The sequence below is a fragment of the Streptomyces bacillaris genome, from assembly GCF_003268675.1.
GTDB classification, from domain to species: Bacteria; Actinomycetota; Actinomycetes; order Streptomycetales; family Streptomycetaceae; genus Streptomyces; species Streptomyces bacillaris.
In genome coordinates, this window is record NZ_CP029378.1 from 3,226,572 (window position 1) to 3,253,479 (window position 26,908).

At 73.3% G+C, this 26,908-nt stretch carries 27 protein-coding genes; 11 read left to right on the plus strand and 16 right to left on the minus strand.

The annotated features are described in order from the left end of the window. Positions 1-6: 6 nt before the first annotated feature. Entirely contained in the window at positions 7-663 is a 657-nt protein-coding gene (locus DJ476_RS13565) for a CGNR zinc finger domain-containing protein (protein WP_112490618.1), read from the minus strand. Positions 664-783: 120 nt separating this feature from the next. Between DJ476_RS13565 and DJ476_RS13570 the strand changes: the two genes are divergently transcribed. Genes DJ476_RS13570 through DJ476_RS13585 form a run of 4 tightly spaced genes read left to right on the plus strand, consistent with a single transcriptional unit; the run spans position 784 to position 3,693 of the window. After that, the gene (locus DJ476_RS13570) at positions 784-1,320 is read left to right on the plus strand and encodes an HPP family protein (RefSeq protein WP_070200032.1); all 537 of its coding nucleotides are present in this window, start codon (positions 784-786) and stop codon (positions 1,318-1,320) included. 10 nt (positions 1,321-1,330) lie between these two features. Then, on the plus strand, positions 1,331-1,975 hold the full coding sequence (locus DJ476_RS13575) for a pyridoxamine 5'-phosphate oxidase family protein (RefSeq protein ID WP_112490619.1): 645 nt from the start codon (positions 1,331-1,333) through the stop codon (positions 1,973-1,975). After that, positions 1,965-3,032 carry a TIGR03571 family LLM class oxidoreductase gene (locus tag DJ476_RS13580; protein WP_103416736.1) on the plus strand — a complete coding sequence of 356 codons (1,068 nt, stop codon included), beginning with the start codon at positions 1,965-1,967 and terminating at the stop codon, positions 3,030-3,032. The genes DJ476_RS13575 and DJ476_RS13580 overlap by 11 nt, the downstream gene beginning before the upstream one ends. 43 nt (positions 3,033-3,075) lie before the next feature. Further along, entirely contained in the window at positions 3,076-3,693 is a 618-nt protein-coding gene (locus tag DJ476_RS13585) for a flavin reductase family protein (protein WP_112492504.1), read from the plus strand. Positions 3,694-3,716: 23 nt separating this feature from the next. Here the strand turns inward: DJ476_RS13585 and DJ476_RS13590 are convergent, their stop codons facing one another. Together DJ476_RS13590 and DJ476_RS13595 are read right to left on the minus strand one after the other, a co-directional pair. Continuing rightward, the gene (locus DJ476_RS13590; RefSeq protein ID WP_103416735.1) at positions 3,717-5,045 is read right to left on the minus strand and encodes an MFS transporter; all 1,329 of its coding nucleotides are present in this window, start codon (positions 5,043-5,045) and stop codon (positions 3,717-3,719) included. A 65-nt stretch (positions 5,046-5,110) separates the two neighbouring features. After that, complete coding sequence (locus DJ476_RS13595) at positions 5,111-5,614, minus strand: ribosomal maturation YjgA family protein (RefSeq protein WP_112490620.1); 504 nt, start codon at positions 5,612-5,614, stop codon at positions 5,111-5,113. Between the two features lie 183 nt (positions 5,615-5,797). Between DJ476_RS13595 and DJ476_RS13600 the strand changes: the two genes are divergently transcribed. Next, positions 5,798-6,787 (plus strand): GlxA family transcriptional regulator, encoded by a 990-nt coding sequence (locus DJ476_RS13600; protein ID WP_103416905.1) that lies wholly within the window; start codon positions 5,798-5,800, stop codon positions 6,785-6,787. A 30-nt stretch (positions 6,788-6,817) separates the two neighbouring features. Here the strand turns inward: DJ476_RS13600 and DJ476_RS13605 are convergent, their stop codons facing one another. Next, positions 6,818-7,483: a TetR/AcrR family transcriptional regulator gene (locus DJ476_RS13605; protein ID WP_112490621.1), complete on the minus strand. Its 666-nt coding sequence runs from the start codon at positions 7,481-7,483 to the stop codon at positions 6,818-6,820. Between the two features lie 150 nt (positions 7,484-7,633). Here DJ476_RS13605 and DJ476_RS13610 point away from each other — a divergent pair, with 150 nt between their 5' ends. Beyond that, complete coding sequence (locus DJ476_RS13610; protein WP_103416732.1) at positions 7,634-8,005, plus strand: hypothetical protein; 372 nt, start codon at positions 7,634-7,636, stop codon at positions 8,003-8,005. A 118-nt stretch (positions 8,006-8,123) separates the two neighbouring features. Here DJ476_RS13610 and DJ476_RS13615 read toward each other — a convergent pair whose 3' ends face one another. The 3 genes from DJ476_RS13615 to DJ476_RS13625 all read right to left on the minus strand — a co-directional run bounded on the left by DJ476_RS13615 (position 8,124) and on the right by DJ476_RS13625 (position 11,381). After that, positions 8,124-9,173: a Zn-dependent alcohol dehydrogenase gene (locus tag DJ476_RS13615; protein ID WP_103416731.1), complete on the minus strand. Its 1,050-nt coding sequence runs from the start codon at positions 9,171-9,173 to the stop codon at positions 8,124-8,126. Next, a complete protein-coding gene (locus DJ476_RS13620) occupies positions 9,170-10,318 on the minus strand; it encodes an acyl-CoA dehydrogenase family protein (RefSeq protein ID WP_112490622.1) in 1,149 nt (382 codons plus the stop codon). The genes DJ476_RS13615 and DJ476_RS13620 overlap by 4 nt, the downstream gene beginning before the upstream one ends. A 130-nt stretch (positions 10,319-10,448) precedes the next feature. Next, positions 10,449-11,381 carry an SDR family oxidoreductase gene (locus tag DJ476_RS13625; protein ID WP_112490623.1) on the minus strand — a complete coding sequence of 311 codons (933 nt, stop codon included), beginning with the start codon at positions 11,379-11,381 and terminating at the stop codon, positions 10,449-10,451. A gap of 83 nt (positions 11,382-11,464) precedes the next feature. Here DJ476_RS13625 and DJ476_RS13630 point away from each other — a divergent pair, with 83 nt between their 5' ends. Continuing rightward, the gene (locus DJ476_RS13630; protein WP_112492505.1) at positions 11,465-12,391 is read left to right on the plus strand and encodes a cyclase family protein; all 927 of its coding nucleotides are present in this window, start codon (positions 11,465-11,467) and stop codon (positions 12,389-12,391) included. Positions 12,392-12,458: 67 nt separating this feature from the next. On the opposite strand, the gene DJ476_RS13635 is transcribed toward DJ476_RS13630, so the two are convergent. The 4 genes from DJ476_RS13635 to DJ476_RS13655 form a co-directional block, all read right to left on the minus strand. Further along, on the minus strand, positions 12,459-12,980 hold the full coding sequence (locus tag DJ476_RS13635) for an ATP-binding protein (protein WP_070200045.1): 522 nt from the start codon (positions 12,978-12,980) through the stop codon (positions 12,459-12,461). 447 nt (positions 12,981-13,427) lie between these two features. Beyond that, a complete protein-coding gene (locus DJ476_RS13645) occupies positions 13,428-14,543 on the minus strand; it encodes an acyl-CoA dehydrogenase family protein (protein WP_112490624.1) in 1,116 nt (371 codons plus the stop codon). 7 nt (positions 14,544-14,550) lie between these two features. Then, entirely contained in the window at positions 14,551-15,708 is a 1,158-nt protein-coding gene (locus DJ476_RS13650; RefSeq protein WP_112490625.1) for an acyl-CoA dehydrogenase family protein, read from the minus strand. Positions 15,709-15,721: 13 nt separating this feature from the next. Beyond that, a complete protein-coding gene (locus DJ476_RS13655) occupies positions 15,722-16,921 on the minus strand; it encodes an amidohydrolase family protein (RefSeq protein ID WP_112492506.1) in 1,200 nt (399 codons plus the stop codon). 204 nt (positions 16,922-17,125) lie between these two features. Between DJ476_RS13655 and DJ476_RS13660 the strand changes: the two genes are divergently transcribed. After that, on the plus strand, positions 17,126-18,703 hold the full coding sequence (locus DJ476_RS13660; protein ID WP_112490626.1) for a class I adenylate-forming enzyme family protein: 1,578 nt from the start codon (positions 17,126-17,128) through the stop codon (positions 18,701-18,703). A gap of 104 nt (positions 18,704-18,807) precedes the next feature. Here the strand turns inward: DJ476_RS13660 and DJ476_RS13665 are convergent, their stop codons facing one another. Beyond that, positions 18,808-19,335, minus strand: a complete 528-nt coding sequence (locus DJ476_RS13665; protein WP_103416724.1) for an EF-hand domain-containing protein — start codon at positions 19,333-19,335, stop codon at positions 18,808-18,810. Positions 19,336-19,472: 137 nt separating this feature from the next. Beyond that, a complete protein-coding gene (locus tag DJ476_RS13670) occupies positions 19,473-19,847 on the minus strand; it encodes an STAS domain-containing protein (protein WP_070200050.1) in 375 nt (124 codons plus the stop codon). A gap of 302 nt (positions 19,848-20,149) precedes the next feature. On the opposite strand from DJ476_RS13670, the gene DJ476_RS13675 reads away from it, so the two are divergent. Together DJ476_RS13675 and DJ476_RS13680 are read left to right on the plus strand one after the other, a co-directional pair. Then, on the plus strand, positions 20,150-20,743 hold the full coding sequence (locus tag DJ476_RS13675) for a sigma-70 family RNA polymerase sigma factor (protein WP_112490627.1): 594 nt from the start codon (positions 20,150-20,152) through the stop codon (positions 20,741-20,743). Continuing rightward, positions 20,740-22,284, plus strand: coding sequence for a zf-HC2 domain-containing protein (locus tag DJ476_RS13680; RefSeq protein WP_112490628.1), 1,545 nt, complete (start codon positions 20,740-20,742; stop codon positions 22,282-22,284). The genes DJ476_RS13675 and DJ476_RS13680 overlap by 4 nt, the downstream gene beginning before the upstream one ends. Before the next feature lie 9 nt (positions 22,285-22,293). Here DJ476_RS13680 and purU read toward each other — a convergent pair whose 3' ends face one another. Together purU and DJ476_RS13690 are read right to left on the minus strand one after the other, a co-directional pair. Next, complete coding sequence (gene purU, locus DJ476_RS13685; protein WP_112490629.1) at positions 22,294-23,193, minus strand: formyltetrahydrofolate deformylase; 900 nt, start codon at positions 23,191-23,193, stop codon at positions 22,294-22,296. 28 nt (positions 23,194-23,221) lie between these two features. Beyond that, the gene (locus DJ476_RS13690) at positions 23,222-23,668 is read right to left on the minus strand and encodes an SCO4402 family protein (RefSeq protein WP_103416719.1); all 447 of its coding nucleotides are present in this window, start codon (positions 23,666-23,668) and stop codon (positions 23,222-23,224) included. A gap of 174 nt (positions 23,669-23,842) precedes the next feature. On the opposite strand from DJ476_RS13690, the gene DJ476_RS13695 reads away from it, so the two are divergent. Next, the gene (locus DJ476_RS13695; protein ID WP_103416718.1) at positions 23,843-25,120 is read left to right on the plus strand and encodes an ABC transporter substrate-binding protein; all 1,278 of its coding nucleotides are present in this window, start codon (positions 23,843-23,845) and stop codon (positions 25,118-25,120) included. Positions 25,121-25,188: 68 nt separating this feature from the next. On the opposite strand, the gene DJ476_RS13700 is transcribed toward DJ476_RS13695, so the two are convergent. Then, positions 25,189-26,784, minus strand: a complete 1,596-nt coding sequence (locus DJ476_RS13700) for a hypothetical protein (protein ID WP_208853494.1) — start codon at positions 26,782-26,784, stop codon at positions 25,189-25,191. Positions 26,785-26,908: the final 124 nt, after the last annotated feature.

A 26,908-nucleotide genomic window follows, 5' to 3' on the forward strand; every position in this document is an offset into this window, starting at 1 on the left:
TAACGGTCAGTCAACCCGTGCGCGCCTGCTGTGGCGCGCCACCCGCACCCGGTTGCCGCAGCCGGCCGTGCACCACGAACGGCGGGCATGGGTCCTGACGAAGTAGAGGATGCACCCCGGCGCGGGGCAGGCCTTCAGCCGCTCCGCGCCGTCGCCCGCGAACAGCTCCACAGCGGCGGCGGCGACCGCCCCGAGCGCCTGGCGCGCGGGGTCCTCCACCGCCCGGCGGACCACGGCCCGGAACTCCGGACCGGGGGCCAGCTCCGGCCAGTCGGCGGCGGTGCGCGCGTAGGTGTTCACCACCGCCACCTCCCCGGGGTCCGGGCTCCCGCCCGAGGTCCGCGCCCCGGCCAGCGACCGCAGGGCCCGGCGCAGCTCCAGGAAGTCCTGGTGGTGCTCCGGGCCCGCGGGCGGTGCGCCGGCCAGCGCGGCGGCGACATCGGGGGCGAAGCGGTGGCGCTGGGCGGCCAGCCAGCTGTCCAGGTCCTGCGGCCCGGCGGCGAGCGCGTCGACGAGCCGTCCCCGTACACCGCCCTTGATGTACGTGGTGTTGACCAGGTCGAGGGGGAGCGGCTCGCCGGTGAGCAGCACACCCACCCACGACTCGTCCCGCTCTCCCTGATCTCCCTGCTCTTCCCGCTCCTCCGCGACGCTTTCAGCCATCTCCCCATCCTGTCTCGCGGAAAAGCCCCTGCAAAGCTAATGGATGAATCTATGCTTCATCCATTAGCTCGCGTGCTTCATCCGTCAGCCCGTGAACAGGCCGTCGCGAAAGGAATCCCGGTGTCCGACGCACCTTCCACCACGCTCCCCGCTCCGACCCGCACCCCCTCCCTGCTGACCAGCAAGGCGCCGCCCCGCCCGAAGCCGTCCTTCGTCTCGGTCGCCACCGCAGGCGGCACGGTCGCCCTGGTGCTGCTGGTGGCCATCGGCTACGCCCTCGACCAGACGGTGCTCATCCCGCCGCTGGCGGCAAGTGCGGCGCTCGTCTTCGCCGCGCCGACGCTGCCGCTGGCCCAGCCGCGCAACGTCATCGGCGGCCAGCTCGTCTCGGCCCTCACGGGCTTCGTGGTCCTCGCCGTGGCGGGCAGCTCGGTCTGGGCCTCGGCGGTCGCGGGCGGTCTGGCGATCGGCGCCATGGCCCTGGCCCGTACGGCCCACTCCCCCGCGGCGGCCACCGCCGTCATCGTCGTGGTGGCCCAGCCCTCGACGCTCCTCTTCCTCGCCCTGCTGCTGCTCGCCACGGTCGTGATCGTGGGTGTCGGCGTCCTGGCCGGGCGCACCGGCAGGACCGCCCGCTACCCCACGTACTGGTGGTAGGACGACGGCGATGACCAGCAGATACGCGCAGTTGCTCTTCACCCCGCCGGTCCAGCTCCACCAGGAGCACCACGGCAGCCGTCGGAACTACGCGGCCATGGCCGAGGGCCCGGCCGTGGCGGACCGGCTGACGGCCGCCGAGGCCACGTTCGCCGCCGCCAGCACCGGCTTCTACCTGGCCACCACCGGCTCCACCGGCTGGCCCTATGTGCAACACCGGGGCGGGCCGCCCGGGTTCCTGCGGGCCCTGGACGAACGGACCCTGGCCTTCGCTGACTTCCGGGGGAACAAGCAGTACATCACCACCGGGAACCTCGACACCGACAACCGGGTCTCCCTGCTGCTGATGGACCACCCGGCCCGCCGCCGGCTGAAGATCCTCGGCCGCGCCCGGACCGCCGACGTCTCGGCCTGGCCGGCCGCGGCGGGCCCGCTGGTCCCCGACGGCTACCGGGCGGTGCCGGAGCGGATCATGCTGATCGACGTCGAGGCGTACGACTGGAACTGCCCGCAGCACATCCAGCCGCGCTTCACCCCGGCGGAGCTGGAGGAGGCGCTCGGCCCGGTCCGCGAGCGGATGGCCTCCCTGGAGCAGGAGAACGCCCGGCTCAAGGAGCGCCTGGCCGGGGCCGAGGAGGTGGACCGTGCGCGCTGAGACGGCCGGGGCGGGGGGCGGTGACCGTACGGGGCCGGGGGCGGCGGACACGGCCGGGCCCGGCCTCCATCCGGCGATGCGCAGGGCCTTCCCCGGGGGCGGCCGGGCGACGCTCGGGCTGATCGCGCCGCTGGAGTCGTTCAGCGGCGATGTCCCCACCATGGAAGGCCACTTGGCGCGGGTGCGCGCGGCCGAGGAGGCGGGGTTCGCCTCGTTCTGGCTGCGTGACGTCCCGCTCCTGGTGCCCGGCCAGGGCGACGGCGGGCAGCTCTTCGACCCCTGGGTCTACCTCGGCGCCCTGGCCACCGCCACCAGCCGCATCACGCTGGGCACGGCGAGCACCGTCCTCCCGCTGCGCCACCCCGTCCACGTGGCGAAGGCCGCCGCCTCGGTCGACCTGCTCTCCGGCGGGCGCATGCTCCTCGGTCTCGCGGTGGGCGACCGGCCGGGCGAGGTCCCGGCGTTCGGCCCCGCCGCCGCGGACCCGGCCGGCCGACTGCCGGACAGCTGGGCCTATCTGCGCCATCTGACCGGCGGCACGGTCACCACCGGCCACTCCTCTCCCCTGGGCGAACTGGCCCCCGGCACGGGGATGGTGCCCGGCCCCGCCTTCGGCCGGCTGCCCCTGCTGATGACCGGCCGGGGCGGCCGGACCATCGAGTGGGTGGCCGAACACGCGGACGGCTGGCTGTACTCGGCGCTCGCGCCGGATATCCAGCGCGCGAACACGGCCCGTTGGCGGCGGCTGACCGGCGAGTCGGGCACGCCGGGCTCCAAGCCGTACGCCCAGGCGGGCTATCTGGTCCTGGACGAGGACCCGCGCTCCGCCCCACGCCCCCTGCCGCAGGGCTGGGCCATGGGGCGGGAGCCGCTGCTCGACCTGTTCAAGACGTACGAGGCGGGCGGCGTCGACCAGTTGATGGTCAACCTCCGGCTCAACTCCCGCCCGGCGGACGAGGTCCTGGCGGAGCTGGCGGAGTACGTGCTGCCGCACTTCCCCACTCCCGGGACCCGACCCACGCCCGGGCTTCGACCCGGCCCCGAGCTTCACATCTGACGAGCCGTCAGTTCTAATGGACGGTGTGATGGGACACGCAGGCATGGCCGCCACCGCCGTCCGGTACCTCAGGTCCGCAGGCGCCACGGCGGGGACGGCAGGGGATCCGCAGCCGCCGCCACAGGCGCTGCCCCGGCCGGACCTGAGGGCCGTCCGGGACGGTGAGCGGCTCCCGGTGGACCCGGCCGAATTCCGGCGCGTGCTGGGCCACTTCGCCAGCGGTGTCACCGTCGTCACCGCGCACGACGCGGACGGGCCCACCGGCTTCGCCTGCCAGTCCTTCGCCTCGCTCTCGCTGGACCCGCCGCTGGTCGCGTTCATGGTCGCCCGTACCTCGACGACCTGGCCGCGCATCGCCCGCGCCGGGTCCTTCTGCGTGAACATCCTGGGGGACGGACAGGGCGCGCTGTGCCGGGGGTTCGCGGTGAGCGGGGCGGACAAGTTCGCGGGGGTGGCGTACTCAAGCGCCCCGGCGACCGGCTCCCCGCTGCTCGACTCCGTACCGGCGTGGGTGGACTGCCGTATCCACGCCGTCCACACGGGCGGGGACCACCTGATCGTGGTGGGCCGGGTCGAGGCGCTGGGCGCGACGGCGGAGGCGGACGGAGAGGCCGGTCCGCTGCTGTTCCACCGGGGCGCGTTCGGCCGCTTCACCGACTGAGGCCCCGCCCAGGCCCCTTGGGGCTACGTACCGTCGGAGGCCGCCGATCCGGCCCGTACGCCCGCCGAGGCCCTCCGGATGACCAGCGCCATCAGCGCGGCCACGGCGCAGAGCGCCCCCGAGGCGTACCAGACGACGTCGTACGTACCGAAGACGTCCCGCGCGACCCCGCCGAGGAACGCCACCACCGCCGCCCCCACCTGGTGCGAGGCGAGCACCCAGCCGAAGACGATCGCGCTGTCCTCCCCGTACTGCTCCCGGCAGAGCGCCAGCGTCGGCGGGACGGTGGCGACCCAGTCCAGCCCGTAGAAGACGATGAAGAAGACCATCGGCGGGCGGACGTCGGGGGCCATCAGCATCGGCAGGAAGAGCAGGGAGACCCCGCGCAGGGCGTAGTAGACGGCGAGGAGTCTGCGGGCGTCGAAGCGGTCGGTGAGCCAGCCGGAGAAGATCGTGCCGATGACGTCGAAGACGCCGATCACCGCGAGGAGCGAGGCGGCCGCCGTGATGGGCATGCCGTGGTCGTGGGCGGAGGGGACGAAGTGGGTCCGGATCAGCCCGTTGGTGGAGGCCCCGCAGATCGCGAAGGTCCCGGCGAGCAGCCAGAAGGGGCCGGTGCGCGCCGCGTCGAACAGCACCTTCACCGCGCGGCGGGCGGCGCCCCGCGCGGGGGCGGGCTTGGCCACGTACACCCCGCCGTACGGGGCGAGCCCCACATCGGCCGGGTGGTCGCGCATCAGGAGCCACACCAGCGGCACCACGACCAGGGCGGCCAGGGCGACGGTGACGGAGGCGGGCCGCCAGCCGTGCTCGGAGACGATCCAGGCGCAGAGCGGGAGGAAGACGAGCTGCCCGGAGGCCCCGGCGGCGGTGAGGACGCCGGTGACCAGGCCCCGGCGGGCGACGAACCAGCGGTTGGTGACGGTCGCGGCGAACGCCATGGCCATGGAGCCGGTGCCGAGGCCGACGAGCAGCCCCCAGTAGATCATCAGCTGCCAGGAGGCCGTCATCCAGACACTGGCGAGCGCCCCGGCGGCCACCATGGTCAGCGCGACGGCCACGACCCGCCGGATGCCGAACCGGTCCATCAGTGCGGCGGCGAACGGGGCGGTCAGCCCGTACAGCGCCAGGTCGATGGAGACCGCGAGCCCGATCTCACCGCGCGACCAGCCGAACTCGGTGTGGAGCGGGTCGATGAGGAGCCCGGGGAGGGAGTTGAAGGCGGCGCCGCCGATGATCGTCACGAAGGTGACGGCGGCGACGATCCACGCCCGGTGGATACGGGGACGGCGCCCCGCGCGGGGCCGCTGCCGGCCGCCGTCCTGGGCCGCGCTTTCGATGGTCTCGGTCACGGGGACCAGCTTCTTGGCCCGCCGCCCCGCCCCACGAGTGGCCGGAGGGACATGGTTCGCAGGGATCAGGCCACGGTACGGAGCCGGGCCCCCCGGCGCACCCCCGCGTGCACGGCCCACGCCACCGCCGCCCCCACCGCGTACCAGAACAGGTCCGGCCCGTTGAACGTCGACCCGAGCACCAGCCGGGCGACCGCACTCCGCTCCGAGAGCCCCGCGGGCACCCCCGTGAGCTGGAAGAACTCCACCGCCCAGCTCAGGGCGAGCCCGGTCGCGGCCACGGCGAGGGGCCGCGCACGGGGCGCGCAGAAGGCGACGAGGGCGCAGAGCAGCACCGTATAGAGCGCGCTCCCCGCGTACTTGGCGAAGGCGCCGTCCGCTCCGGCGCGCACGGCGAGCCCGGCGGCGACGGCGAGGAGGGCGGCACAGCCCGCGAGGGCACGGACGCGGAGGCCTGAGCCGCGTACGGAAGAACTCCCCCGGAACGACGCCGACGGCCGGCACGCAGGCGAGCCGCCTCCTGGCCCACGCGGGCCGTCGGGTCCACTCGGACCGTCGGGTCCACGCAAGCCGTCGGGTCCACGCGGGCCGCCCGGCCCACCCGGGCCGTCGGGAATGGACGCGGTCTCTGTCTGCTTCTTCCTCACGTCGCTAACCTGTATCAGCCCTGGTCTATACCAGCCAGTGAGTTTCAGCCGGTCAGTGCTCCGGCGCGCTCCCCACGGGCCCGCCGGCGCAGTGGAGGAGGCCCCATGCCGCACCGCGTCGCCGTCCTGGCCCTGGACGGGCTGCTCCCCTTCGAGCTGGGCATCCCGCACCGGATCTTCGGCCGCTCGATGAGCCCCGAACCGGGCAACAAGGGCGAGAAGCTGTACGAGGTCGTAACCTGCTCGGTCCGCCCGCCGGGGCCCGTACGGACCGACTCGGACTACGCGATCCTCGTGGAGCACGGCCCCGAGGCGCTCGCCACCGCCGACACGGTGGTCATCCCCGCCTCCTACGAACTGGGCCCGGTCTTCGAGGAGGGCAGGCTCACCGAGGAGCTGGCCGCCGCCTTCGCCCGGGTCCGGCCCGGCACGCGGATGGTCTCGATCTGCACCGGCAGTTACGTCCTGGCCGCCGCGGGCTATCTGGACGGCCGCCCGGCCACCACGCACTGGTCCTCCGCCGACCACTTCCAGCGGACCTTCCCGCAGGTCCGCGTCGACCCGGACGTGCTGTTCATCGACGACGGCGACGTCCTGACCTCGGCCGGGGTCGCCGCCGGGATCGACCTCTGCCTCCACCTCGTACGCCGGGACCACGGATCGGCCGTCGCCAACGAGATCGCCCGCCGCACGGTGGTCCCCCCGTACCGGGACGGCGGCCAGGCCCAGTTCATCCACCGCCCCGTCCCCGAACCGCAGTTCGCGACCACCACCACGGCCCGCGCCTGGGCGCTGGGCCGGCTGGACCGGCCGATCCTGCTGCGGGACATGGCCCAGCAGGAGTCGATGAGCGTACGGACGTTCACCCGCCGCTTCCGCGAGGAGGTGGGCGTCAGCCCCGGCCAGTGGCTGACGCAGCAACGGGTGGAGCGGGCCCGCCATCTGCTGGAGTCCTCGGACCTCTCCGTCGACCAGGTCGCCCGGGACGCGGGCTTCGGCACGGCGACGTCCCTGCGCCAGCACTTCCAGGCGGCCCTGGGCGTGCCGCCGACGGTCTACCGCCGTACGTTCCGCACGTCGACGGAGACCGCGTAGGCGGCGTTACGGGTTACCGCTTAGGCGGCGTTACGGGTTCCGGGGCGCCAGCAGGTCGTCCAGCTCCGCCTCGAAGAGCCGGGCCGGGTCGAAGCGCATCCCGGTGAAGTGCCCGGCCAGCTCCAGCGAGAGGACCCCGTGCATCCGGGTCCAGAAGCTCATGGCCAGGTGCAGGGCGGCGGGCGGGGCGGGATGGTCGCCCGCCCACCCCCGGTGCTGCTCCAGGTGGGCGGCGAGGGGGGCCACGTGGACACCCGGGGCCTCGGTGGTGAGCGGTACGCACGCGTCGAGCAGGGTCGCCATGATCCCGGCGGAGATCGCGGTGGTGTCGTCGGGCGCGTGGTAGCCGGGGACGGGGGTGCCGTAGACGAGGAAGTACCGGTGCGGATCCGCCAGCGCCCACCCGCGCAACGCATGCGCCAGCCCGGCCAGGTCCGCCCCCTCGGCGGCGGCCGTACGCAGGGTGTCGGCGAGGCTGCGGTAGGCGTCCCGCACCAGCTCGGTGATCAGCTCGTCCCGCCCGGCGAAGTAGCGGTAGAGCGCGGGGCCGCTGACGCCCATCTGCTTGGCGATGGCGTTGAGGGAGAGCGCGGAGGCCCCGGCCGTGGCGATCTGCTGCCAGGCGTGTTCCTTGATCTCCGTACGGACCTGGGCGCGGTAGCGCTCGCGGGGGGTCGCGGCGTCGGAGCTCGCCATGGGTGTCACCTTCCGCGGCCGTGAGGCCATGCACTCAGAGGCTACGTGCTCAAAGTTTCGTTAGAAGCTATCACGAAACCCGTTGACCTCCGCGATGGATGGAAGTTATAACTTCTCACGAAGACGTGGACCTCTAACCCAGGAGACCTCATGGCCGCCACAGCCCCGCCGCGCCCCCACGGAACCGCCGTCCCCCGTGTCCCCCGCCGCATCCCGCTGCCGGTGACCGTCGCCGCCTGGGCCGTCCCCGTCATGGTCATCGGCCAATTCGCCCTGATCGCGGGGGTTCCGGTCCTGATCGCCCTGACCGGCACCCTGCGCCGCGTCCCCGACCGGGCGGCGCGCCGGGCGGCCGCCCTGGTCGCCGCCGCCTTCGCGGCACCGCTCACGGTGTGGCTGACCCGGGACGACGCGGCGCCCAGCCTCTCCAAGGACATGCACCCCGGCTTCCTGGCCCTGATCGTCGCCGCGTCCGCCGTCTTCCTGGTGACCCTGCACCGGGCCCGCCGCACCGCGGCCTGACGGAGAAGCCCGCCGAGTCCGGGGCCGCCTCGTATCGAGCCTGAGCGGGGCGGGGCCTCGCCCCGGTCCGGCCACCACCCGCGCCGCACCCGTGCAGCTCCCGTGCATCCCCCGCACCTCAGAAGACCAGGACCCCCCGGGCCACCCGGCCGTGGTGGGCGTCGGCGGCGGCCTTGGCGAAGTCCTCCACCGGGTAGGTCTCGGTGACGAGTTCGTCCAGGAGGAGACGGCCCGACCGGTAGAGGTCCGCGTACAGGGCGATGTCCCGTTGCGGGCGCGAGGAGCCGTAGCGGCAGCCGAGGATCGACTTGTCCAGGTACATCGAGGAGACGGTGAACGACGCCTCGGCGTCGGCCGCCGGAACGCCGAGCAGGACCGCCTGGCCGTGGCGGTCCAGCAGGTCGATCGCCTGGCGGATCAGCTCGGTGCGGCCGACGCACTCGAAGGCGTGGTCGGCCCCGTCGGGGAGGATGTCCCGTACGCCGTCGGTACCCGTCAGGAAGTGCGTGGCGCCGAACTGCCGGGCCACCGCCTCCTTCGCCGGGTTGCTGTCGACGGCGACGACGGTGAGCGCGCCCGCCAGCCGGGCGCCCTGGAGCACGTTGAGGCCGACGCCGCCGGTGCCGATGACCACGACGCTGTCGCCCCGGTCGACCTTCGCCCGGTTCAGTACGGCCCCGACGCCGGTGAGGACCCCGCAACCGATCAGGGCGGCCGAGGTGAGGGGCAGGTCGGCGGGAATTTTCACCGCCTGGACCGCGCGCACCAGCGTACGTTCCGCGAAAGCCGAGTTGGAGGCGAACTGGAACAGCTCCCGGCCGCCCCGCGAGAACGGCCTCCCCGGGCGGCCGATCGCCCGCCGGCACATCGTCGGCCTGCCCCGGTCGCACTGGGGGCAGGTCCCGCAGTTGGCCAGGGTGGAGAGGGCGACATGATCCCCCGGCCGGACATGGCCGACGCCGCGCCCGACCGCCTCCACCACACCAGCGCCTTCGTGGCCCAGCACGACCGGGACGGGGAACGGGATCGTGCCGTCGATCACCGACAGGTCGCTGTGGCAGAGCCCGGCGGCGGCCACCGCCACCAGCACCTCTCCCGGACCCGGGTCCCGTATCTCCAGGTCGTCGACGACCTCGGTCCGTGTGCCGTCGAAGACGACGCCTCTCATCGCGGCTCCCTCGGTAGGCCGAGCACCCGCTCGGCGATGATGTTCCGCTGGATCTCGTCGGAGCCGCCGTAGATGGTGTCGGCCCGGGTGAAGAGGAACAGGTGCTGTGCGTCGGTGAGTTCGTACGGAGCCGTGATCGACCAGGGTCGCGGGCCGGTCGCCCCCGTCTCGCCCGCCACCTCCAGCGCCAGTTCGCCCAGCCGCTGGTGCCAGCCGCCCCACAGCAGCTTCGCCACGCTCGGGGCGCCCGGGGCGTCCGTCGTGCCCAGGGTGCGCAGGGCGTGGCGGCGCATGGTGATCAGCTCGGCCCACTGACGTACGAGACGGGCCCTGATGAGCGGATCATCGGCGGCCCCGTTCTTCCGTGCCGCCGCCACCACCTCCGCCAACTCCTGCGCGAAGCCGATCTGTTGCGCGAGGGTGGAGACTCCGCGCTCCCGGGACAGCAGGCCCATCGCGACCTGCCAGCCGTTGCCCTCGCCGCCGACCGCCTCGGCGGCCCGGGCCCCGTCGAAGAAGACCTCGTTGAACTCGCTCGTCCCCGTCAGCTGCCGGATCGGCCGCACCTCGATCCGGCCCGGCTGGTCCATCTCGACCAGGAGGAAGGTGAGTCCGTGGTGGCGGGTGGAGGCGGGGTCGGTGCGGGCGAGGACGAAGCACCAGTCGGCGTCCCGGGCCAGGGAGGTCCAGATCTTCTGGCCGGTGACGGTGTAGCCGCCGGTGCCGTCGGGGGTGGCGGTGGTACGGAGAGCGGCGAGGTCGGAGCCTGCGCCGGGTTCGCTGTACCCCTGGCACCAGAAGGTCTCGCCCCGGGCGATGGGGGGCAGATGGCGGAGGCGCTGCTCCTCGGTGCCGTACGCGATGAGGGTGGGCGCGAGGAGGTTCTCGCCGATGTGGCCCAGGCGGGGCGGGGCGGTGGAGCGGGCGTACTCCTCGGCCCAGATGACCTGGTGGGTGAGGGGGGCGGGGGTGTTGCCGTAGCTCTCGCCGGGGCGGGGCGGCCAGCCGATGCCGATCCAGCCGGCCCGGCCCAGTTCGCGTTCCCACGCGTGGGGGGTGGGGGCGGGGTCGGTGAGGTGGGTGCGCAGCCAGGTGCGGGCGCGGGTGCGGAAGGTGTGGTCGTCCTCGGTGAACCCGAAGTCCATACGTGCCTCCTCTATCCAGCCCGTCCGGCGTTTGAGGGCCGGGGTCCGGGGCAGCGCCCCGGGGGGGGCTCCGCCCCCAGACCCCCGCTCCTCAAACGCCGGAGGCGCTGATGCGTTCGGGCCCTCGTCCTCAACCGCCGGACATACCGGGTGCGTTCGGCCGGGACCCCGCCCGTGCCGCCTCCGCCATCTCCTCCACCCGCGCCAGCATCGGCATCGGGTCCGTCCCCACCGTCCCCGGCAGGAAGTCCGCGATGCGTTCCGGGGTCCAGGGGGACTCCCCGTAGGCCGCCCTCAGCTCCCTCGGCTGGGACCAGACCGCGATCTTGGGGCCGGCGATCGTGTAGACCTGCCCGGTGATCCCCTCCGCCCACGCCCGCTCGCTCAGCAGGTAGACGACCAGGGCCGCCACGTCCTCCGGCTCCCCGATCTCCGCCAGCTCCATCGGCACCCCGGCCGACATCCGGGTCCGGGCCACCGGGGCGACCGCGTTGGCCGTGACCCCGTACCGATGCAGGCCGAGCGCCGCGCTGCGGACCAGGGAGATGATCCCGCCCTTGGCCGCGCTGTAGTTGGCCTGGGACACGCTCCCCTGGTGGTTGCCGCTGGTGAAGCCGATCAGCGTGCCGCCGCCCTCCTGCTTGCGCATGACCGCCGACGCGGCCCGGAAGACCGTGAACGTGCCCTTCAGGTGGGTGGCCAGGACCGGGTCCCACTCCTCCTCGGACATGTTGAAGAGCATCCGTTCACGCAGGATCCCGGCCACGCAGACGACCCCGTCGAGCCGTCCGTACTCCGCCAGCGCCGTCTCCACGATCCGCTGTCCGCCCGCCATCGTGGAGACGTCGTCGGCAACCGCGACCGCCTGCCCGCCCGCCGCCCCGATCTCCTTGGCGACCGCCCGCGCGACCTCGCTGGTCGGCGCGGAGCCGTCGACGGAGACGCCGTAGTCGTTGACGACGACCCGCGCCCCCTCCGCCGCCGCCGCGAGCGCGACCGCCCGTCCGATGCCCCGGCCGGCCCCCGTGACGGCGACCACCCTGCCTGCCAAGAAGTTCCCCATGTCCGGCCCTTTCCGCAGTTTCTGACGGACCGTTAGATTTTATGGGCAGCCCGATACCCCGGCACAAGACCCAGGAGGCCGCCATGTCCCTGCCCGCCCCGTTCCCCGAGATCGCCGAGCGCGTGAACAACTGGGGGCGGTGGGGGGCCGACGACGAGCGCGGGACGCTCAACCTGATCACCGACGCCGTCGTACGGGAGGCAGTCGCCGCCGTCCGTACCGGCCGCCGGATACCGCTCGCCCTCCCCCTCCGCCACGGCGGGGTGCAGAGCGGGTTCATCCCGGGGCGGATCGACCCGCTGCACACCATGGTCCAGATCAACCACGAGACCTTCGGGCCCGGCACCGTCGCGACCAGCGACGACACCGTCACCATGGGGCTCCAGGCCGCCACCCACTGGGACGCGCTGAGCCATGTCTCGCACGGCGGGCGGATCTACAACGGCCGCCCCGCCGCCACCATCACGGCGCACGCCGGGGCGCAGTTCTCGTCCGTCGCCGCCGTGGAGCACGTCGTGTCGCGGGGCGTGCTGCTCGATGTGGCGCGCGCCCGGGGCGTGGACCGGCTGGGCGCCGCGCACGCCGTCACGCCGGAGGACCTGGACGCGGCGGAGGAGTTCGGGGGCGTACGCGTACGGGCCGGGGACGTCGTCCTCGTACGGACCGGGCAGGTGCAGGTCGTCCTGGCCGGGGACCGGCAGGCGTACGGCTATCCGTCACCCGGGCTGTCCCTGCGCACGCCCGAGTGGTTCCACGCCCGGGACGTGGCGGCCGTCGCCAACGACACCCTGACCTTCGAGATCTTCCCGCCGGAGGTCGAGGACCTGTGGCTGCCCGTGCACGCCCTCCACCTCGTCGAGATGGGCATGCTCCAGGGCCAGAACTGGGACCTGGAGGCGCTCTCCACCGCCTGTGCGGAGGAGCGGCGGTACGGCTTCCTGCTCACCGCCGCGCCCGAGCCGTTCACCGGGGCCACCGGATCTCCGGTCGCCCCGGTCGCGGTGCTGTAGACGCGGCCGGGAGGCCGCACGGCCTCCCGGGTCAGGCGGGTCACTCGGGTCACGCAGGTCGGACGAGTCAGGCCAGGCCCGGCGCGTTCGTGAAGACGCAGGACGGCGGCTCGCAGACCTCGCCGCCCTGGACCACGACCTTCGGCAGCACCTCGCGCACCGCCGGAGCGGCCGCCACCGGCGCCCCCCGGTCCACCTCGCACCAGATCCGCTTCCCGGCACCCTCCGGCTGCCAGCCCCAGCGGTCCGCGAGGCCGTCGACCAGCTCCAGGCCCCGGCCGCCCGTGTCCTCGCCCGCCGCGTGGCGCGGGCGAGGCGGGCAGTCGCTGGCGTCCGCGACCTCCACCCGGACGGTCCCGGCCTCCCCGGCACCGCCTCCCCCGCCGAACAGCATCCGCAGCACGGCGGGGCAGCCCGTGTGGACGACCGCGTTGGTGACCAGCTCCGAGATCAGCAGGATGAGCGTCTCCGCGAGCGGCTCGTCATCCCCTATCCCGGAACCGACCAGACGCGACCGCGCCCACCTACGGGCCCGCCCCACCTCTGCGGGATCCGGACCGACCTCCAGCTGAACCTGAAGCACCTGCACCGCTCACACCATCCGAACCGGCGGACACATCGCCTCGCGCCTCCTCAGGGTCACGGAACGTGATTCCCTTACGCGACAGCATGGTTGACGTACAGTCACCGCAACAAGCGCTTCGGGCATATTCCAGCGCGAAGGAGTACGCGTGGTGCATACTGTGCGACGCACGCTGCGGGGAGTCGAACAGGAGCGCGCAGAGACCGCGAGAATCGCTTCCCGGGCAGGCCCGGCACATCTCCGGCAAGAGCCCTCGCCCCGGACCGGAGCCGCCGCACAGGCCACCCCCGGATCGTCCGGTTCCAGAACCACTCGCATCCCACGGAGCGTACCCGAGCGCGGCCCCGACTCCACCCGGTGACGAATCACGCAAAGGACACAACCCGGTATCGACGCCGAGCGACTGCACTGAGTCACCCTCCGCCCTCCGCTTCCTTCCGGCCCCGCCGCGCGTCAACCCGAGGCCGCTGAACCGCTGTACAGCGGCGGCACGGGGCCGGAGGAAGGGCCCAGAGCGGCGGCCAGGATCTCCTCCGACTCCGCCGCCGTGAGCCACCGGGACGCCCGCAGCCAGGCCCGTTTCAGGTGGAGGTGAACATCTGCCTCCCAGGTGAACCCCATCCCGCCGTGGATCTGGAGGCAGTCCCGCGCGTTGCGTACGGCCGCCTCGTCGGCCAGCAGTTTGGCCGCCGCGATCTCCACCGGGTCGGCGGTGAGCGCGGCCGCGTACAGGGCGCTCCGGGCCGGTTCGGTGCGGGCGAGCATGTCGGCGCAGAGGTGTTTGACCGCCTGGAACGATCCGATGGGCGCTCCGAACTGTTCCCGCGTACGGGCGTGTTGGACGGCCATCTCGGTGGTGCGCGTGGCGCTCCCGAGTTGTTCGGCAGCAGTGAGGAGCGCCCCCTCGCGGCACAGTGCGCCGGGGTACGCCTCCGAGCCACCCGCGAGCCCCGAGGCGGCCCCCGCAAGCCCCTCCACCTGGTACGCCTCCGAGCCACGCGCAAGCCCCATGGCAGCCCCCGCGATCCCCTCCGCCCGGTGCAGCGGGGTCAGCGGGTCCAGCGACCGTACGGGCCCCGCCTCCGCCACGGACGCCGCCAGCGCCTCCCCGGTCAGGGCGCCGGAGCCCGCCCGTACGCCGGAACCCGACAGTGCGGCGGCGGGATCCGTCAGTACGCCCGGGCCCACCAGCACCGCGTCCGCCTCCGCCAGGTGCGCCACCGGCCGACCGCCGCCCTCCAGCGCCGTCACCACCGCCTCCCCCTCCGCGGCCCCCTCCACCGCCCCCGCCGCCAGGTGTGTGGCCACCAGCGGGCCCGGCAGCAGCGCCCGGCCGGCCTCCTCGAAGAGCAGCACCGCCTCCGGCAGCCCGAGCCCCACGCCGCCCGCCTCCTCCGGCAGCCGCAGCGCGAAGAGTCCGGCCGCCCCCAGCTCGCGCCAGAGCCCCCGGTCCACCGTCCCGCCCCGCTCCACCGCCGCCCGCAGCGCCTCCCGGTCGAACACCGCGCCGAGCAGATCGCGCATCCCGGACCGCAGGGCCCGCTGGTCGTCCGAGAGCTGGAGGTCCATGGCCGGGTCAGCGCCCCTTCGGCAGGCCGAGGATGCGCTCGGCGACGATGTTCCGCTGGATCTGCGAGGTGCCCGCCGCGATCGTGTACGCGAGGGAGGAGAGCCGGTCCAGGACCCACTCCCGGTCCAGGTCGAACGCCCCTTCCGCGCCCAGCACCTCCGCCGCCGCCTCGTACAGCTCCTGGCGGGCGCCGGAGTAGCGCAGCTTGAAGACCGAGCCCCCGACGCCCGGGACCCCACCTGTGCGCTCCGACTCGCCGACGTTCGCCTGGGTGAGCCGCCACAGGGCCCGGAATTCGGCGTTCAGGCGGCCGAGCCTGCGGCGCAGCACGGGGTCGTCCCAGCGCCCGTTGCGGCGGGCCTCGGCGGCGAGCGCGTCCAGGGTGCGGCGGCAGGCGACGACCTCACCGACGAAGGCCGTACCGCGTTCGAAGGAGAGGGTGACCATGGTGACCCGCCAGCCGTCGTTCTCGGCGCCGACCCGGTTCCGTACCGGCACCCGGACCTCGTCGAGGAACACCTCCGCGAACTCCGTCGACCCGGCCGGCGTCCGCAGCGGCCGGACCGTGATGCCGGGTGCGTCCATGGGCATCGCCAGCCAGCTGATCCCCCGGTGCTTCGGCGCGTCCGCATCCGTCCGCACCAGCAGCTCGCACCAGTCGGCCACCTCCGCGTGCGAGGTCCAGATCTTCTGCCCGCTCACCACGTAGTCGTCCCCGTCGCGCACCGCCCGCGTCCGCAGTGCGGCCAGGTCCGACCCCGCCTCCGGCTCGCTGAACCCCTGGCACCAGATCTCGTCCCCGCGCAGCACCGGCGGCAGCCAGCGGGCTCGCTGCCCGGCCGTGCCCTCGGCCGCGATGGTCGGCCCGGCGTGCAGCAGCCCGACGAAGTTGGCCCCGACATAGGGGGCCCCGGCCTTCTCCGTCTCCTCCAGGAAGATCAGGTGCTGGGTGGGGGTGGCACCCTGCCCGCCCGCGTCCACAGGCCAGTGCAGCCCCGCGTACCCGGCGTCGTACAGCATCCGCTGCCAGGCCGTGTCGTACGCCCGGCGCGCGGGCCAGTCGTCGGGCGAGGGCTTCGGAGGCAGCCCGGGGAGCACGGCGGCCAGCCACGCACGCAGTCGTGCCCGGAACTCCTCCTCCGCCTCCGTGTACGCCAGATCCACCGCCCTGTCCCGCCTACGTGTCCAGGTCCAGGCCGAGCATCCGGATCGCGTTGCCGCGCAGCAGTTTGTAGACCGTCTCGTCGTCCAGACCCTTGACGTGGTCGAGCGCGACCTCCTTGGTGTGCGGGAAGGTCGAGTCCACGTGTGGGTAGTCGGTCTCGAAGGTGGCGTTGTCCCGGCCGACGACGTCCAGGGACGCGATGCCGTGCTTGTCGCGGAAGAAGCAGCAGAACATCTGGCGGTAGTAGTACGTGGACGGCGGCTCCGGGATCAGATCGCGCACCCCGCCCCACGCCCGGTGCTCCTCCCACACGTCGTCGGCACGCTCCAGGGCGTACGGAATCCATCCCATCTGCCCTTCGCTGTAAGCCAGTTTGAGCGTCGGGAACTTCACCAGCACCCCGCTGAAGAGGAAGTCCATCATCGAGGCCATCGCGTTGTTGAAGGAGAGCGAGGCCTGCACGGCGGGCGGGGCGTCCGGGGAGGCCGCGGGCATCTGGGAGCTGGAGCCTATGTGCATGTTGACGACGGTGCCGGTCTCCTGGCAGACGGCGAAGAACGGGTCCCAGTAGCCGGTGTGGATGGAGGGGAGCCCGAGATAGGTCGGGATCTCGGAGAAGGTGACCGCGCGGACGCCCCGCGCCGCGTTCCGCTGGATCTCCGCGACGGCCAGGTCGATGTCCCAGAGCGGGATGATGCAGAGCGGGATCAGCCGGCCGCCGCTGTCGCCGCACCACTCCTCCACCATCCAGTCGTTGTACGCGCGCACGCAGGCGAGGGCGATCTCCTTGTCGTGCGCCTCGGCGAAGGTCTGGCCGCAGAAGCGCGGGAAGGTCGGGAAGCAGAGAGATGCCTCGACGTGGTTGAGGTCCATGTCCTTGAGGCGCTCGGCCGGGTCCCAGCAGCCGGGGCGCATCTCGGCCCGGGTGATGCCCTCCAGCGTCATGTCGTCGCGGTCGAAGCCGACGGCGGCGATGTTCCGCTTGTACGGGAACTTCAGGTCCTCGTAGATCCACCAGTCGGCCGGCGGTCCGTCCGGGTCCATCGTGATGACGTATTTCCCGCCCGTGTAAGCCAGTTCACCGATTCCGGCCGTCAGCGGCTGCGGCCCGCGCTCGCGGTACCTGGCGGGGAGCCAGGTGGCGAAGAGGTGCGCGGGTTCGATCACATGGTCGTCGACGCTGACGATCCGGGGCAGTTCCGCGTCCGTCATCGTGCCGTCGTCCGTCGTCGTGCCGTCATCCGTCATGGCGTGTCGTCTCCTCCGGCGCGCACCCCGACGTCCCGCGGGCGCTTTCTGATGATCCGTCAGATTGAGTTGCGGCCATCAGGCTAGCCCCGCACCCCTGGACCGACAAGGCGCGGCGCCCTACGCTCTGCGCAATATCTGACTGATCGTCAGTTCGGAGGGACCCCTGTGACCGCCGTGAACGACGTGACCGCGACCGCCCGCGCGCTCGGTGCCTCCCGCACCTTCTGGGGACTGCTCGAAGCCCGGGCCACCCGCACCCCCGACCGCCCGGTCCTGCTCCAGGAGGACCGGTCCCTGACCTTCGGCGAGCTGCGCGACCGGGCGGAGCGGGTGGCGGCCGGGCTGTACGGGATGGGGGTGCGGGCGGGGAGCGTGGTGGCCTGGCAGCTGCCGACCCGGCTGGAGACGGCCCTGCTCTCCTTCGCGCTCACCCGGCTCGGGGCCGTGCAGACTCCGGTCATCCCGTTCTACCGGGACCGTGAAGTGCGGTTCGCGCTACGGGAGTCGGGGGCCGCGTTCTTCGCCGTACCGGGCGTGTGGCGCGGCTTCGACCACACGGCGATGGCCGAGCGGATCGCGGCCGGACTCCCCGATCCCCCGCGCGTCTTCGAGGCGTACGACGCCCTCCCCGACGGCGATCCGGTGGTGCTGCCGCCACCACCGGGGGTGGAGTCCGGCGACGACGTGCGCTGGATCTACTGGACCTCCGGCACCACCTCCGACCCCAAGGGCGTGCTGCACACGGACCGTTCGCTGATCGCGGGCGGTTCGTGCCTCGCCCACGCCCTGAAGCTGGGCGCGGACGACGTGGGCTCGATGGCGTTCCCGTACGCGCATGTCGCCGGGCCCGACTACACGGTGATGCTCCTGCTGTACGGGTTCCCGGCGGTGCTGTTCGAGCAGTTCGCGCTGCCGGCCGCGCTGGCGGAGTACCGGCGCCACGGGGTCACCGTGGCGGGCGGCTCGACGGCCTTCTACGCGATGTTCCTGGCCGAGCAGCGCAAGGACCCGGGCCGCCCGCTGATCCCCTCCCTGCGGCTGCTGGCGGGCGGCGGGGCGCCCAAGCCGCCGGAGCTGTACCACGCGGTGGTACGGGAGATGGGGGTGCGGCTCACCCATGGGTACGGGATGACCGAGGCCCCGATGATCACCATGGGTGCCCCGGACGACACCCCGGACCACCTGGCCCGCACCGAGGGGCGGCCCGGCGAGGGGATGGAGATCCGGATCACCGACGAGCGGGGCGAGCCGCTCCCGTACGGCGTGGAGGGCGAGGTACGGCTGCGCGGGGAGGCGGTCTGCCGGGGCTATCTGGACCCCGCCGCCTCGGCCGCCGCCTTCGACGCGGACGGGTTCCTGATCACCGGGGATCTCGGCCGCCTCCAGGAGAGCGGACACCTCACGCTCACCGGACGGCTGAAGGACATCATCATCCGCAAGGGCGAGAACATCTCCGCCAAGGAGATCGAGGACCTGCTCCACACCCACCCGGGCGTGGCGGACGCGGCGGTGATCGGACTCCCGGACGCCGAGCGCGGTGAGCGGGTCTGCGCGGTGGTCGAGCGGGCGCCGGGCACGGACGCGCCGACCCTGGCCGAACTCTCCGCCCTGCTGCGGTCCGCCGGGCTCTCCGTCCACAAGGTGCCGGAGCAGCTGGAGGTGGTGGACGCCCTGCCCCGCAACGAGACGCTGCGCAAGGTGCTCAAGTACAAGCTGCGGGAACGGTTCGGCGGGGACGCCTGAACGCCGGACTCGTGAACGGGCCCTACGAGCCACGGACTCGCGGGCTCGCGAGGTGGTGCGCACGCGTTACGGGGGTGGGTCGCCCACCCCCGTACACCCCGGGGCTACTTGTCGTCCGGCTCGATCACCGTGAAGTACACGGCGAGCGCGGAGACCACATCGCTCTCGGCGATCAGCCCGTCCCGGTCCGTGTCCAGGCTCTGGGCCGCGATGCCCGCGATCTCGGGGCTGGCCCCGAGCACCCGCAGCGCCCGCTCCACGGAGGCCACCGACGCCCGGCCGCCGTTGTCGTCGCTGTCCGCGACCGCGATCGCCGCCCGCAGGAAGGGACGGGCGATCTCCGCGAACCGCTCGGGATTGTCCCGCAGCCGCTTCACCGCCCCGCCGACGAACTCCTCACGGGTGACCCGCTGGTCCCCGTCCACGTCGGCGATGCCCGCCATGCCCTGCCAGAAGGCCTCGGCCCCCGTGTAGAGCGCCTGGCCCTTGTCGCAGCGGGCCGTCGTACCGAACTCGGTGAGCAGACGGGCGGCTGCGGCGTTGAAATCGGCGCGATCGATGGTGCCGTTGCCGTCCTGGTCGAAGGCGGCGAAACGGTGCGCGATCTTGCGCTCGTACTCTGCGCTGTCCATGCGGGGAGCGTACGTCGCCGGAGGCGTTCACGTGTCACTCCGGGACGCCTCCTGTGTGACAACCTCGCTTCAGCACCGAACGCTTTCGGCCGGTCACGGTCGGCGGTCACGCACCGGGCGCGGTCGCCCACGGGCGGTCAGGCGGTCAGCGGCTGGCAAGTGTCCCCGGCGGCGGACTCCGCGTCCGGGTAGACGTCGAAGAGCCGGCGTACGCCCAGCGCCCCCAGCACCTTGTTGACGTGGGAGCCGTCCTCGGCGCCCCGGGCCGGGAGGATCAGCCGCAGCCGCCCGCCGCAGGACTTCATCAGCCGGCGCGAGGCGATCAGCACCCCGACCCCGCTGGAGTCGCAGAAGAAGACCTCCGACAGGTCGAGCACCACGTCGTGGCGCCCCTCCGCGACCGCGTCGTGGACGGACTGACGCACGACGGGTGAGCTGACGAGATCGAGTTCACCCCGTATGCGCAGCACGGTCCAGTCGCCCTGCTCGGTCTCGTCCACCTTCAGCGTCACGCGACTGGACCTCTCGTTCCGGGGGCTCCCGGTGATCCGGAAGTTTCCGTTCCTCCTCGCGGCTGCCCAACCGCGCATCCATGAAACACCGCTCACGCCCCCGGGGCCCAGGCGGTTTCCGGTGGAAATGATCACTTCAGCCGGTTTTCCCTGCTCAGGGAAGCCGGGGCGACAAGAACGGCCGAAAGAGATCGGTGGAAAGCCCGGCGTCCTTACATCGGACAGTTGCGGCAAAGGCAGGTACGGGGCTTGCGCGGGCGACTACATTCGGACAGCGAGGACAGAGGCTGGGGGTTGGTTCGATGGCGAAGGACGCACCGCCCCGCTGGGACCGCAGGATGCAGCAGAGGCTGGTCCGCGGTGAGGCGGCGGCGCTCGGCGAGCTGTACGACCGGTTCGCCTCCCTCGTCCACAGCCAGGCGCACCGGATGCTCGACGACGAGGACGCGGCCGATCTGGTCACCCGCGAGGTCTTCGCCCAGATCTGGGAGAACCCCGAGGCGTACGACCCGCGGCAGGGCTCGATGCGCTCCTGGGTCGCCCGGCTCACCCACCGCCACGCGGTGCAGCGGCTGCGGCGGGCGGCCACCGCGTCGTACGCGGAGGAGCACGGCGAGGGTGGCGCGCCGGACCCGGAGGAGCTGGAGCGGCGGGTGCGCAGCGCCACCTCGGCGGCCCGTGCCGACTTCATCGTCTCCTCGATGCCCGCGTCGCTGCGGCAGGCGCTGGAGCTGGCGTACATCCAGCGCCGGGACTACCGGCAGACCGCGGCCGACCTCGGGGTCACCGAGGACGAGGCCCGCCGCCGGCTCCGGCTCGGCCTCCAGCTGCTCTCCACCGCCGGGACCCGGCCGCTCGACGGCCCTCCGCCACCCGGTCCCGGACGTGCCCGGTGAGCGGCGACGGGCGCGAGGGCGACCGCCGCGACGACGAGGTGCGGGACGCGCGGCGGATACCGGGCCCGCGCGGTGCGGTGGACGACCTCGACCTGGAGTCGGTCCCCCGGCCGGTGCTGCCGCCGCGCGGCGAGCACGCGCCGGAGGAGACGGCGCCGAAGCAGGAGGCGCCGGTGCCTGAAGACGGGGCGCCGGGGCAGGAGGCGTTGAAGGAGGAGGAAGCGCGGGAGGCGCCGGGAGCGAAGGAGCCGCAGGAGGCGCTGGAAGCCCCGGAGGAGCAGGCGCCGGAAGCGCTGGAAGCCCCCGAGGCTCAGGAGGCCCCGGAGGAGCAGGCGCCCGAGGAGGAGGGTGAGTACGTCGTGTACGAACCGCTCTCCGGGACCGCCTCCGACCCGGTCGCGTCGGCCACCCCGCCCGCCCCGGCCCTCTCCCATCAGGTCCTCAAGGCACTCCTCGGTGCCTGGGCGCTCTCCGCCTGTTCGGCCGGGGAGACCGCCGCCGTCGAGGAGCACCTCACCTCGTGCGCACCCTGTGCGGACGAGGCGCTGCGGCTGCGGGACGCGGTGGGGCTGCTGCACACCGACGGGTCCCTGGATCTCGATCCGGGGCTGCGGGCCCGGGTGCTGGACGGCTGCCTCGGGCGGCGCCCGGCCCGGATCCCGGTGCCGGGATGGGTCACGCCGTACGACGCGGAGACCGCCCGGCTGGACGCGCTGGTGCGGGACTTCGGGGCCGCGGAGTGGCATGCGCCGGTGCGGCTCCAGTGGTTCGAGGAGGAGCGCGCGGTCACCCGCCGGACCACGGTCGCCGGGGTGATCGGCCACCTCATGGCCGTCGACGGGCTGCTCTCCGCCGTGCTCGGCCTGGAGGACCCGCTCGCCGCGGCCGAGGGGCGCGGCGGCTCCGAGGTGCCGCTCACCCCGGTCCGGCGCACCGAGGCGTACTGGGCGGCCACGCACCCGCCCGCCACCCGGGCCGTCCGCGAGCCCTGGCGCGACCTCACCCACCGGCTGATCAGCACGGCGTCGATCGCCGGCCGCAACGTGGCCGAGCGCTCCGTCTCGTACGGGGACTTCGCCCTGCCCCTCCAGGACGCCCTGCTGGACCGGGCCTTCGAGTGCTGGGTGCACGGCACGGACATCGCGGAGGCGGTGGACTATCCGTACGGGCCGCCCTCCGCCGCCCATCTGCACCGGATGGTGGACCTGGCCGCCCGGATGCTCCCGGCCGCCCTCGCGGGGCGCCGCCGCGCCGGGCTGGCCGGACCGGCGAAGGAGCTGGTGGCGCCCGGGGAGCCGGGCCGCTCGGTCCATCTGGAGGTCGAGGGGCACGGCGGCGGTGACTGGTACATCGCGCTCGACTCCCCGGCCGCCGTCGGCTCGCCCGACCGCGTGGTGGCGCAGGTGGCCCTGGACGGGGTGGAGTTCTGCCGGCTGGTGGCGGGCCACATCTCGCCGGTGGAGGCGGCCGCGGGTCAGGAGGGCGACCGCGAGGCCATCCGCGACGTGCTGTTCGCGTCGGCCTCGCTCAGCCGGTTGTGATCAGCCGGGTCAGTTGAAGATCACCGTACGGTGGCCGTTGAGCAGGATGCGCCGCTCCGCGTGCCACTTCACCGCGCGCGCCAGCGCCTGGCACTCCACGTCCCGGCCGATCGCGACGAGCTGGTCGGGGGTCACGTCGTGGCCGACGCGCTCCACCTCCTGCTCGATGATCGGGCCCTCGTCCAGGTCGGCGGTGACGTAGTGGGCGGTGGCGCCGATCAGCTTCACGCCCCGGGCGTGCGCCTGGTGGTAGGGCTTGGCGCCCTTGAAGCTCGGCAGGAACGAGTGGTGGATGTTGATGATCCGGCCGCTCAGCTGCTTGCACAGATCGTCCGAGAGCACCTGCATGTAGCGGGCGAGGACGACCAGCTCGACGTCCTCCTCACGGACCAGCTCCAGCAGCTGCGCCTCGGCCTCCGCCTTGTTGTCCTTGGTCACCGGGAGGTGGCGGAAGGGGATGCCGTACGAGGCGACCAGCTCGGCGAAGTCCGTGTGGTTGGAGACGACGGCCGCGATCTCGACGGGCAGCGCCCCCGTACGGGAGCGGAACAGCAGGTCGTTGAGGCAGTGGCCGAACCTGCTGACCATCAGGACGACCCGCATCCGCTCCGCCGGCCGGTGGATCTGCCACTCCATCCGGAAGGCCTCCCCGATCGCGGCGAAGCTGGCGCGCAGCTTGTCCACGGTCACGGTGGCGTCCGCCGAGAAGTGGACGCGCATGAAGAACAGACCCGTGTCGTGGTCCCCGAACTGCTGACTGTCCTCGATGTTGCAGCCGGTCATGAAGAGGTAACTCGACACGGCGTGCACGATGCCCTGTTTGTCGGGGCAGGAGAGGGTGAGGACGTACTGCTCGGGCAGGGCGGTGTCCGAGGCGGCCGGGGGCGTGGCGGGCTGCGGTGCGGTCATCCTCGTAGGGTGCCACAGCCGCCCGGTCTCAGGCGGCCCTGGTCATGATGCGGATGACGTCCAGCGAGCGCGGCGGGGTGTCGGGGTCCTCGCCGTCGTTGGTGGCGAGCATCACATGCGCCTCGCGGGCCGCGTGGACCGCCTCCGGCCAGCCGTGGTGCTCCAGGTAGGCCGATACGGGGGCGTCCGCGCCGACCTGGTGCATGATCCGCAGGACCCGCAGGGCGGCGGCGTCGACGGCGGCCGCCTCGGCGGAGTCCCTGAATATGGTGCCGACGTACTTCTCGGCGGACCAGTTGTCGAGCCAGGTGTCCTCGACCAGGCGGTACACGGCGTCGGTGACGTCCCCGTACCCCTCCCGGCCGACGAGCCAGCACTCGTGGTGGAAGACGGGGTCGGAGAGCATGTGCAGCGCCGAGCGCACGTTGGTGCGCCAGCGCCACCACGGCATGTCAGTGAGCGGCATGACGCCCATGGTGGAGGAGCGACGGCCGCGACGGGAAGAGTTCTCCGAACCTTGCTGCACGGTCGTCGATCGTACGTTCCCCTCCGGCGGGCCCGCGCGGGCCCCCGTAATTCACCTTCTCGTCACCGAGCGTTGAAGAGCGCACACCATGGCGTTACCCCGGGGGCGGGAGCGTTGCTGAACATGACCGGACGGAGACGCACCGCCTTCCCCCGCCCCTTCCCCTTCCTCATCGGCACGGCGGTGGCCGGAGCGCTGCTGCTGTCCGGCTGCGGCGTGCTCCCCGGAGGCCCGGGGGGCTCCGGGGAGCCGGTCACGGTGATGACCTGGGCCCCCGACCAGGTGGACGACGTCGACGCGGTGAGCATGCCGGGCGTCCCCGCGATGGCCCGGACGTACGCCCGCTGGATCAACGAGCAGGGCGGCATCCGCGGCCGCGAGCTGCGGGTCATCACCTGTGACGAGCGCGACACCGCGGCGGGCGCCGAGCGGTGCGCCCGGCAGGCCGTGGACCGGGGGGTGGCCGCGGTCGTCGGTTCGTACAGCCGGCACGGGCAGAGCGCCATCCCGGTGCTGGAGTCCGGCGGCATCCCGTACATCGGCGGGTACGGCGCCTCCGACGAGGAGTTCCGCAGCTACCTCTCGTACCCGGTCAACGGCGGTCAGTCGGCGCTCCTCGCCGGGCACGGGCGGCAGCTCGCGGAAGGCTGCGAGCGGGTCTCGCTGGTGCGGCCCGACTCGATCGGCGGGGCCCGGATGCCGCAGCTCCTCAACACCGGGCTGCTCGCCGCCCAGCGGCCCGAGTCCACCGACATCCTGGCCCCGGAGCGCGCCACCTCCTACGACGAGCAGGCGGCGAAGGCGCTGAAACGGGCGGGCGGCAACTGTGTCGCGGCGGTGCTCGGTTCGCGTACGGAGACCTTCTTCGACTCCTTCCGCCGGCTGGAGCCGGAGGGCGAGCGGGTGCGGATCTCCTCCGTGCTCGGCAGCGTCAGCCAGCCGCTCATCAACCGCACGGGCGGCCGGAAGAGCCCGTTCGAGGGGGCCTACGTCACCGGCTGGTACCCGGACGCGGGCGACCCGCGCTGGAACGAGATGCGCGAGGTGATCCGGAAGCACGCCTTCGGGGACAACCGCATCGACCCGGACGACACGGGCGTGCAGACCACGTGGATCGCGTACACCGTGCTGCGGGCGGTCGTCGGGACGATCGGCGACGACACGGTCACCGCGAACAAGGTCACCTCCTCGCTCAACCGGGGCACCGAGGTCGACACGGGCGGTCTGACCCCGGTGCTCCGCTGGCGGTTCAAGGACCTGCTGGGGACCTCGCCCTACCCGCGGATCGTCAACGCGGAAGTGACGTTCCAGGTGGTACGGGAAGGGCGGCTCACCGCCCAGAAGAAGGGCTTCGTGGATGTCGCGGAGGCCCTGTCGGACGCCCGGCGGACGGCGGGCTGACGCCGGGGCCGCCGCTTCGAGGCCCGGAGCCCGGAGTCCCGGGACTCCGTGGCGGGCCTCCGTCAGGGTCACAGCTCCACGGGGGTGTGCTTCGTCAGGCCGTACTTCTCGGCGATGGCGTTCCACAGCCCGGCGGCCTCCTTCTTGGCCTTGGTCGCCTCGCCGCTCTGCCGGTTGGCGCGGGCCGTCTCGTTCGTCGACCGGGCCTTGCCGTCCTTGCAGACGCTCTTGTTCTTCTTCGCCTGCCGGGCCCAGGTGGCGTAGTGCTCGTCGGCGGCGGCCGAGGCCTTCCACGCCCTGGTGAGCGAGGAGTTGAGCGCCTCGTGCTGCGGCAGCTCGTCGAGCGTGAGGGCCTCCAGCCGGGTCACCAGGTCGCGGCGCTGCTGGGCGGCGCCCTTCAGATCGGTGTTGGCCGTGTCCAGGTCCGTGCAGGACTTGATCTTCTCGACCGCGCTGATCACCGCGGCCCGGCTGTTGTTGCTGTCGGCCAGCAGCTTGTCCAACGCCTCGGCCTGCGGCTTCGCCGGGTCGGGTGGCGGCGCCTCGGTGGTGGGGGTGGCGGGCGGTGAACTCTGCGAGGCGACCGTCTGCGTGGTGTCCTTGGCCTTGTCGTCCCCACCGCCGCCGCTGAGGAGCGCGCCCGCGCCGAGCCCGATGACCGCGCAGCCGACGACGACCGACGCGATCAGCGGCACATGGGCGCCGCGCCGGCGCGGGGGGTCGCCGCCGTCGTCGTACGGGGGCGGCTCGGCGGCCCCGTCGTTGCCGCGGAACTCCTGGAGCCCCGACTGGTAGCCCTGCGGCGCCTGGGGCGGCAACTGGCCGCCGGGGTGGCCGTGCTGGGGCTGCTGGGGGCCGCTCCGGTAGCCCTGGTGGGGCGGCTGGTCGTACCGCTGGGGCGGCAGCTGCTGGGTGGCGTCCGCGGGCGCCTCGGCGCGGAACAGGTTGTCGAACTCGGAGGGCGGCTGCCGCTCCTCCGGCGCACCCGGCCTGATCCCGTACGGGGCTCCGCCGGGCACGGGCGATATGTACTGCGTGGCGTCCGCGTCGCCGCCCGGGGCGGGGGCCGGGACCGGCGCGATGTACTGCGTGGCGTCGGCGTCCCCGCCGGGCGTGGCCTCCGGGGGCAGCGGCTGCGCGTACGGCTGGGGCTGCTGGTGCGGCTGCTGCTGGTGGGGCTGCTGGGACGGGTACTGCTGGTGCTGCTGGAACGGGTCGGAGTGCTGCGGCGGCTGGTGCTGCTGCGGCTGCTGCTGGTACGCCCCGGCGCCCCCCTGCCCGTACGACTGCGGCAGCTGTCCCTGGCCGTCGTACGACTGGTCCTGTCCCTGCGCGGGCGGCAACAGCTGGGAGTGCTGCTGCGGCTGCTGGGGCTGCGGGTAGCCGTACGCCCCCGGCGCCTGCCCACCCGGTACCGGCCCGCCCGGTATCTGCCCGCCCGGCTGCTGCGGGGCGTCGGACTGCGGCCCCCAGGGCTGACCCCACGGCTGCCCGCCCGCAGGCACGGCCTGTCCGGCCGGCTGCCCGGCGCCCTGGTCGGCCGGGCCGCCGGTGGGCGCCCCCGGGATCCAGGGGGCGCCGCCGTCCGAGGGCAGCACGACACCTTCGTGCGCGGGCCGTCCGGCGGGGAGCTGTTGCTCGCCGCCCTGTCCGCTCTGCGTCACCGGGACTCCTACGTGTCAACCAACGGAATCGTCGGCTCACGCTATCGGGTGGTCGCCCGCCTCCGCCAAGCGCGTGGTCCCCCTCACCACCCCTTCACAGGCGGGTAACACCCAGCCCCCGCAG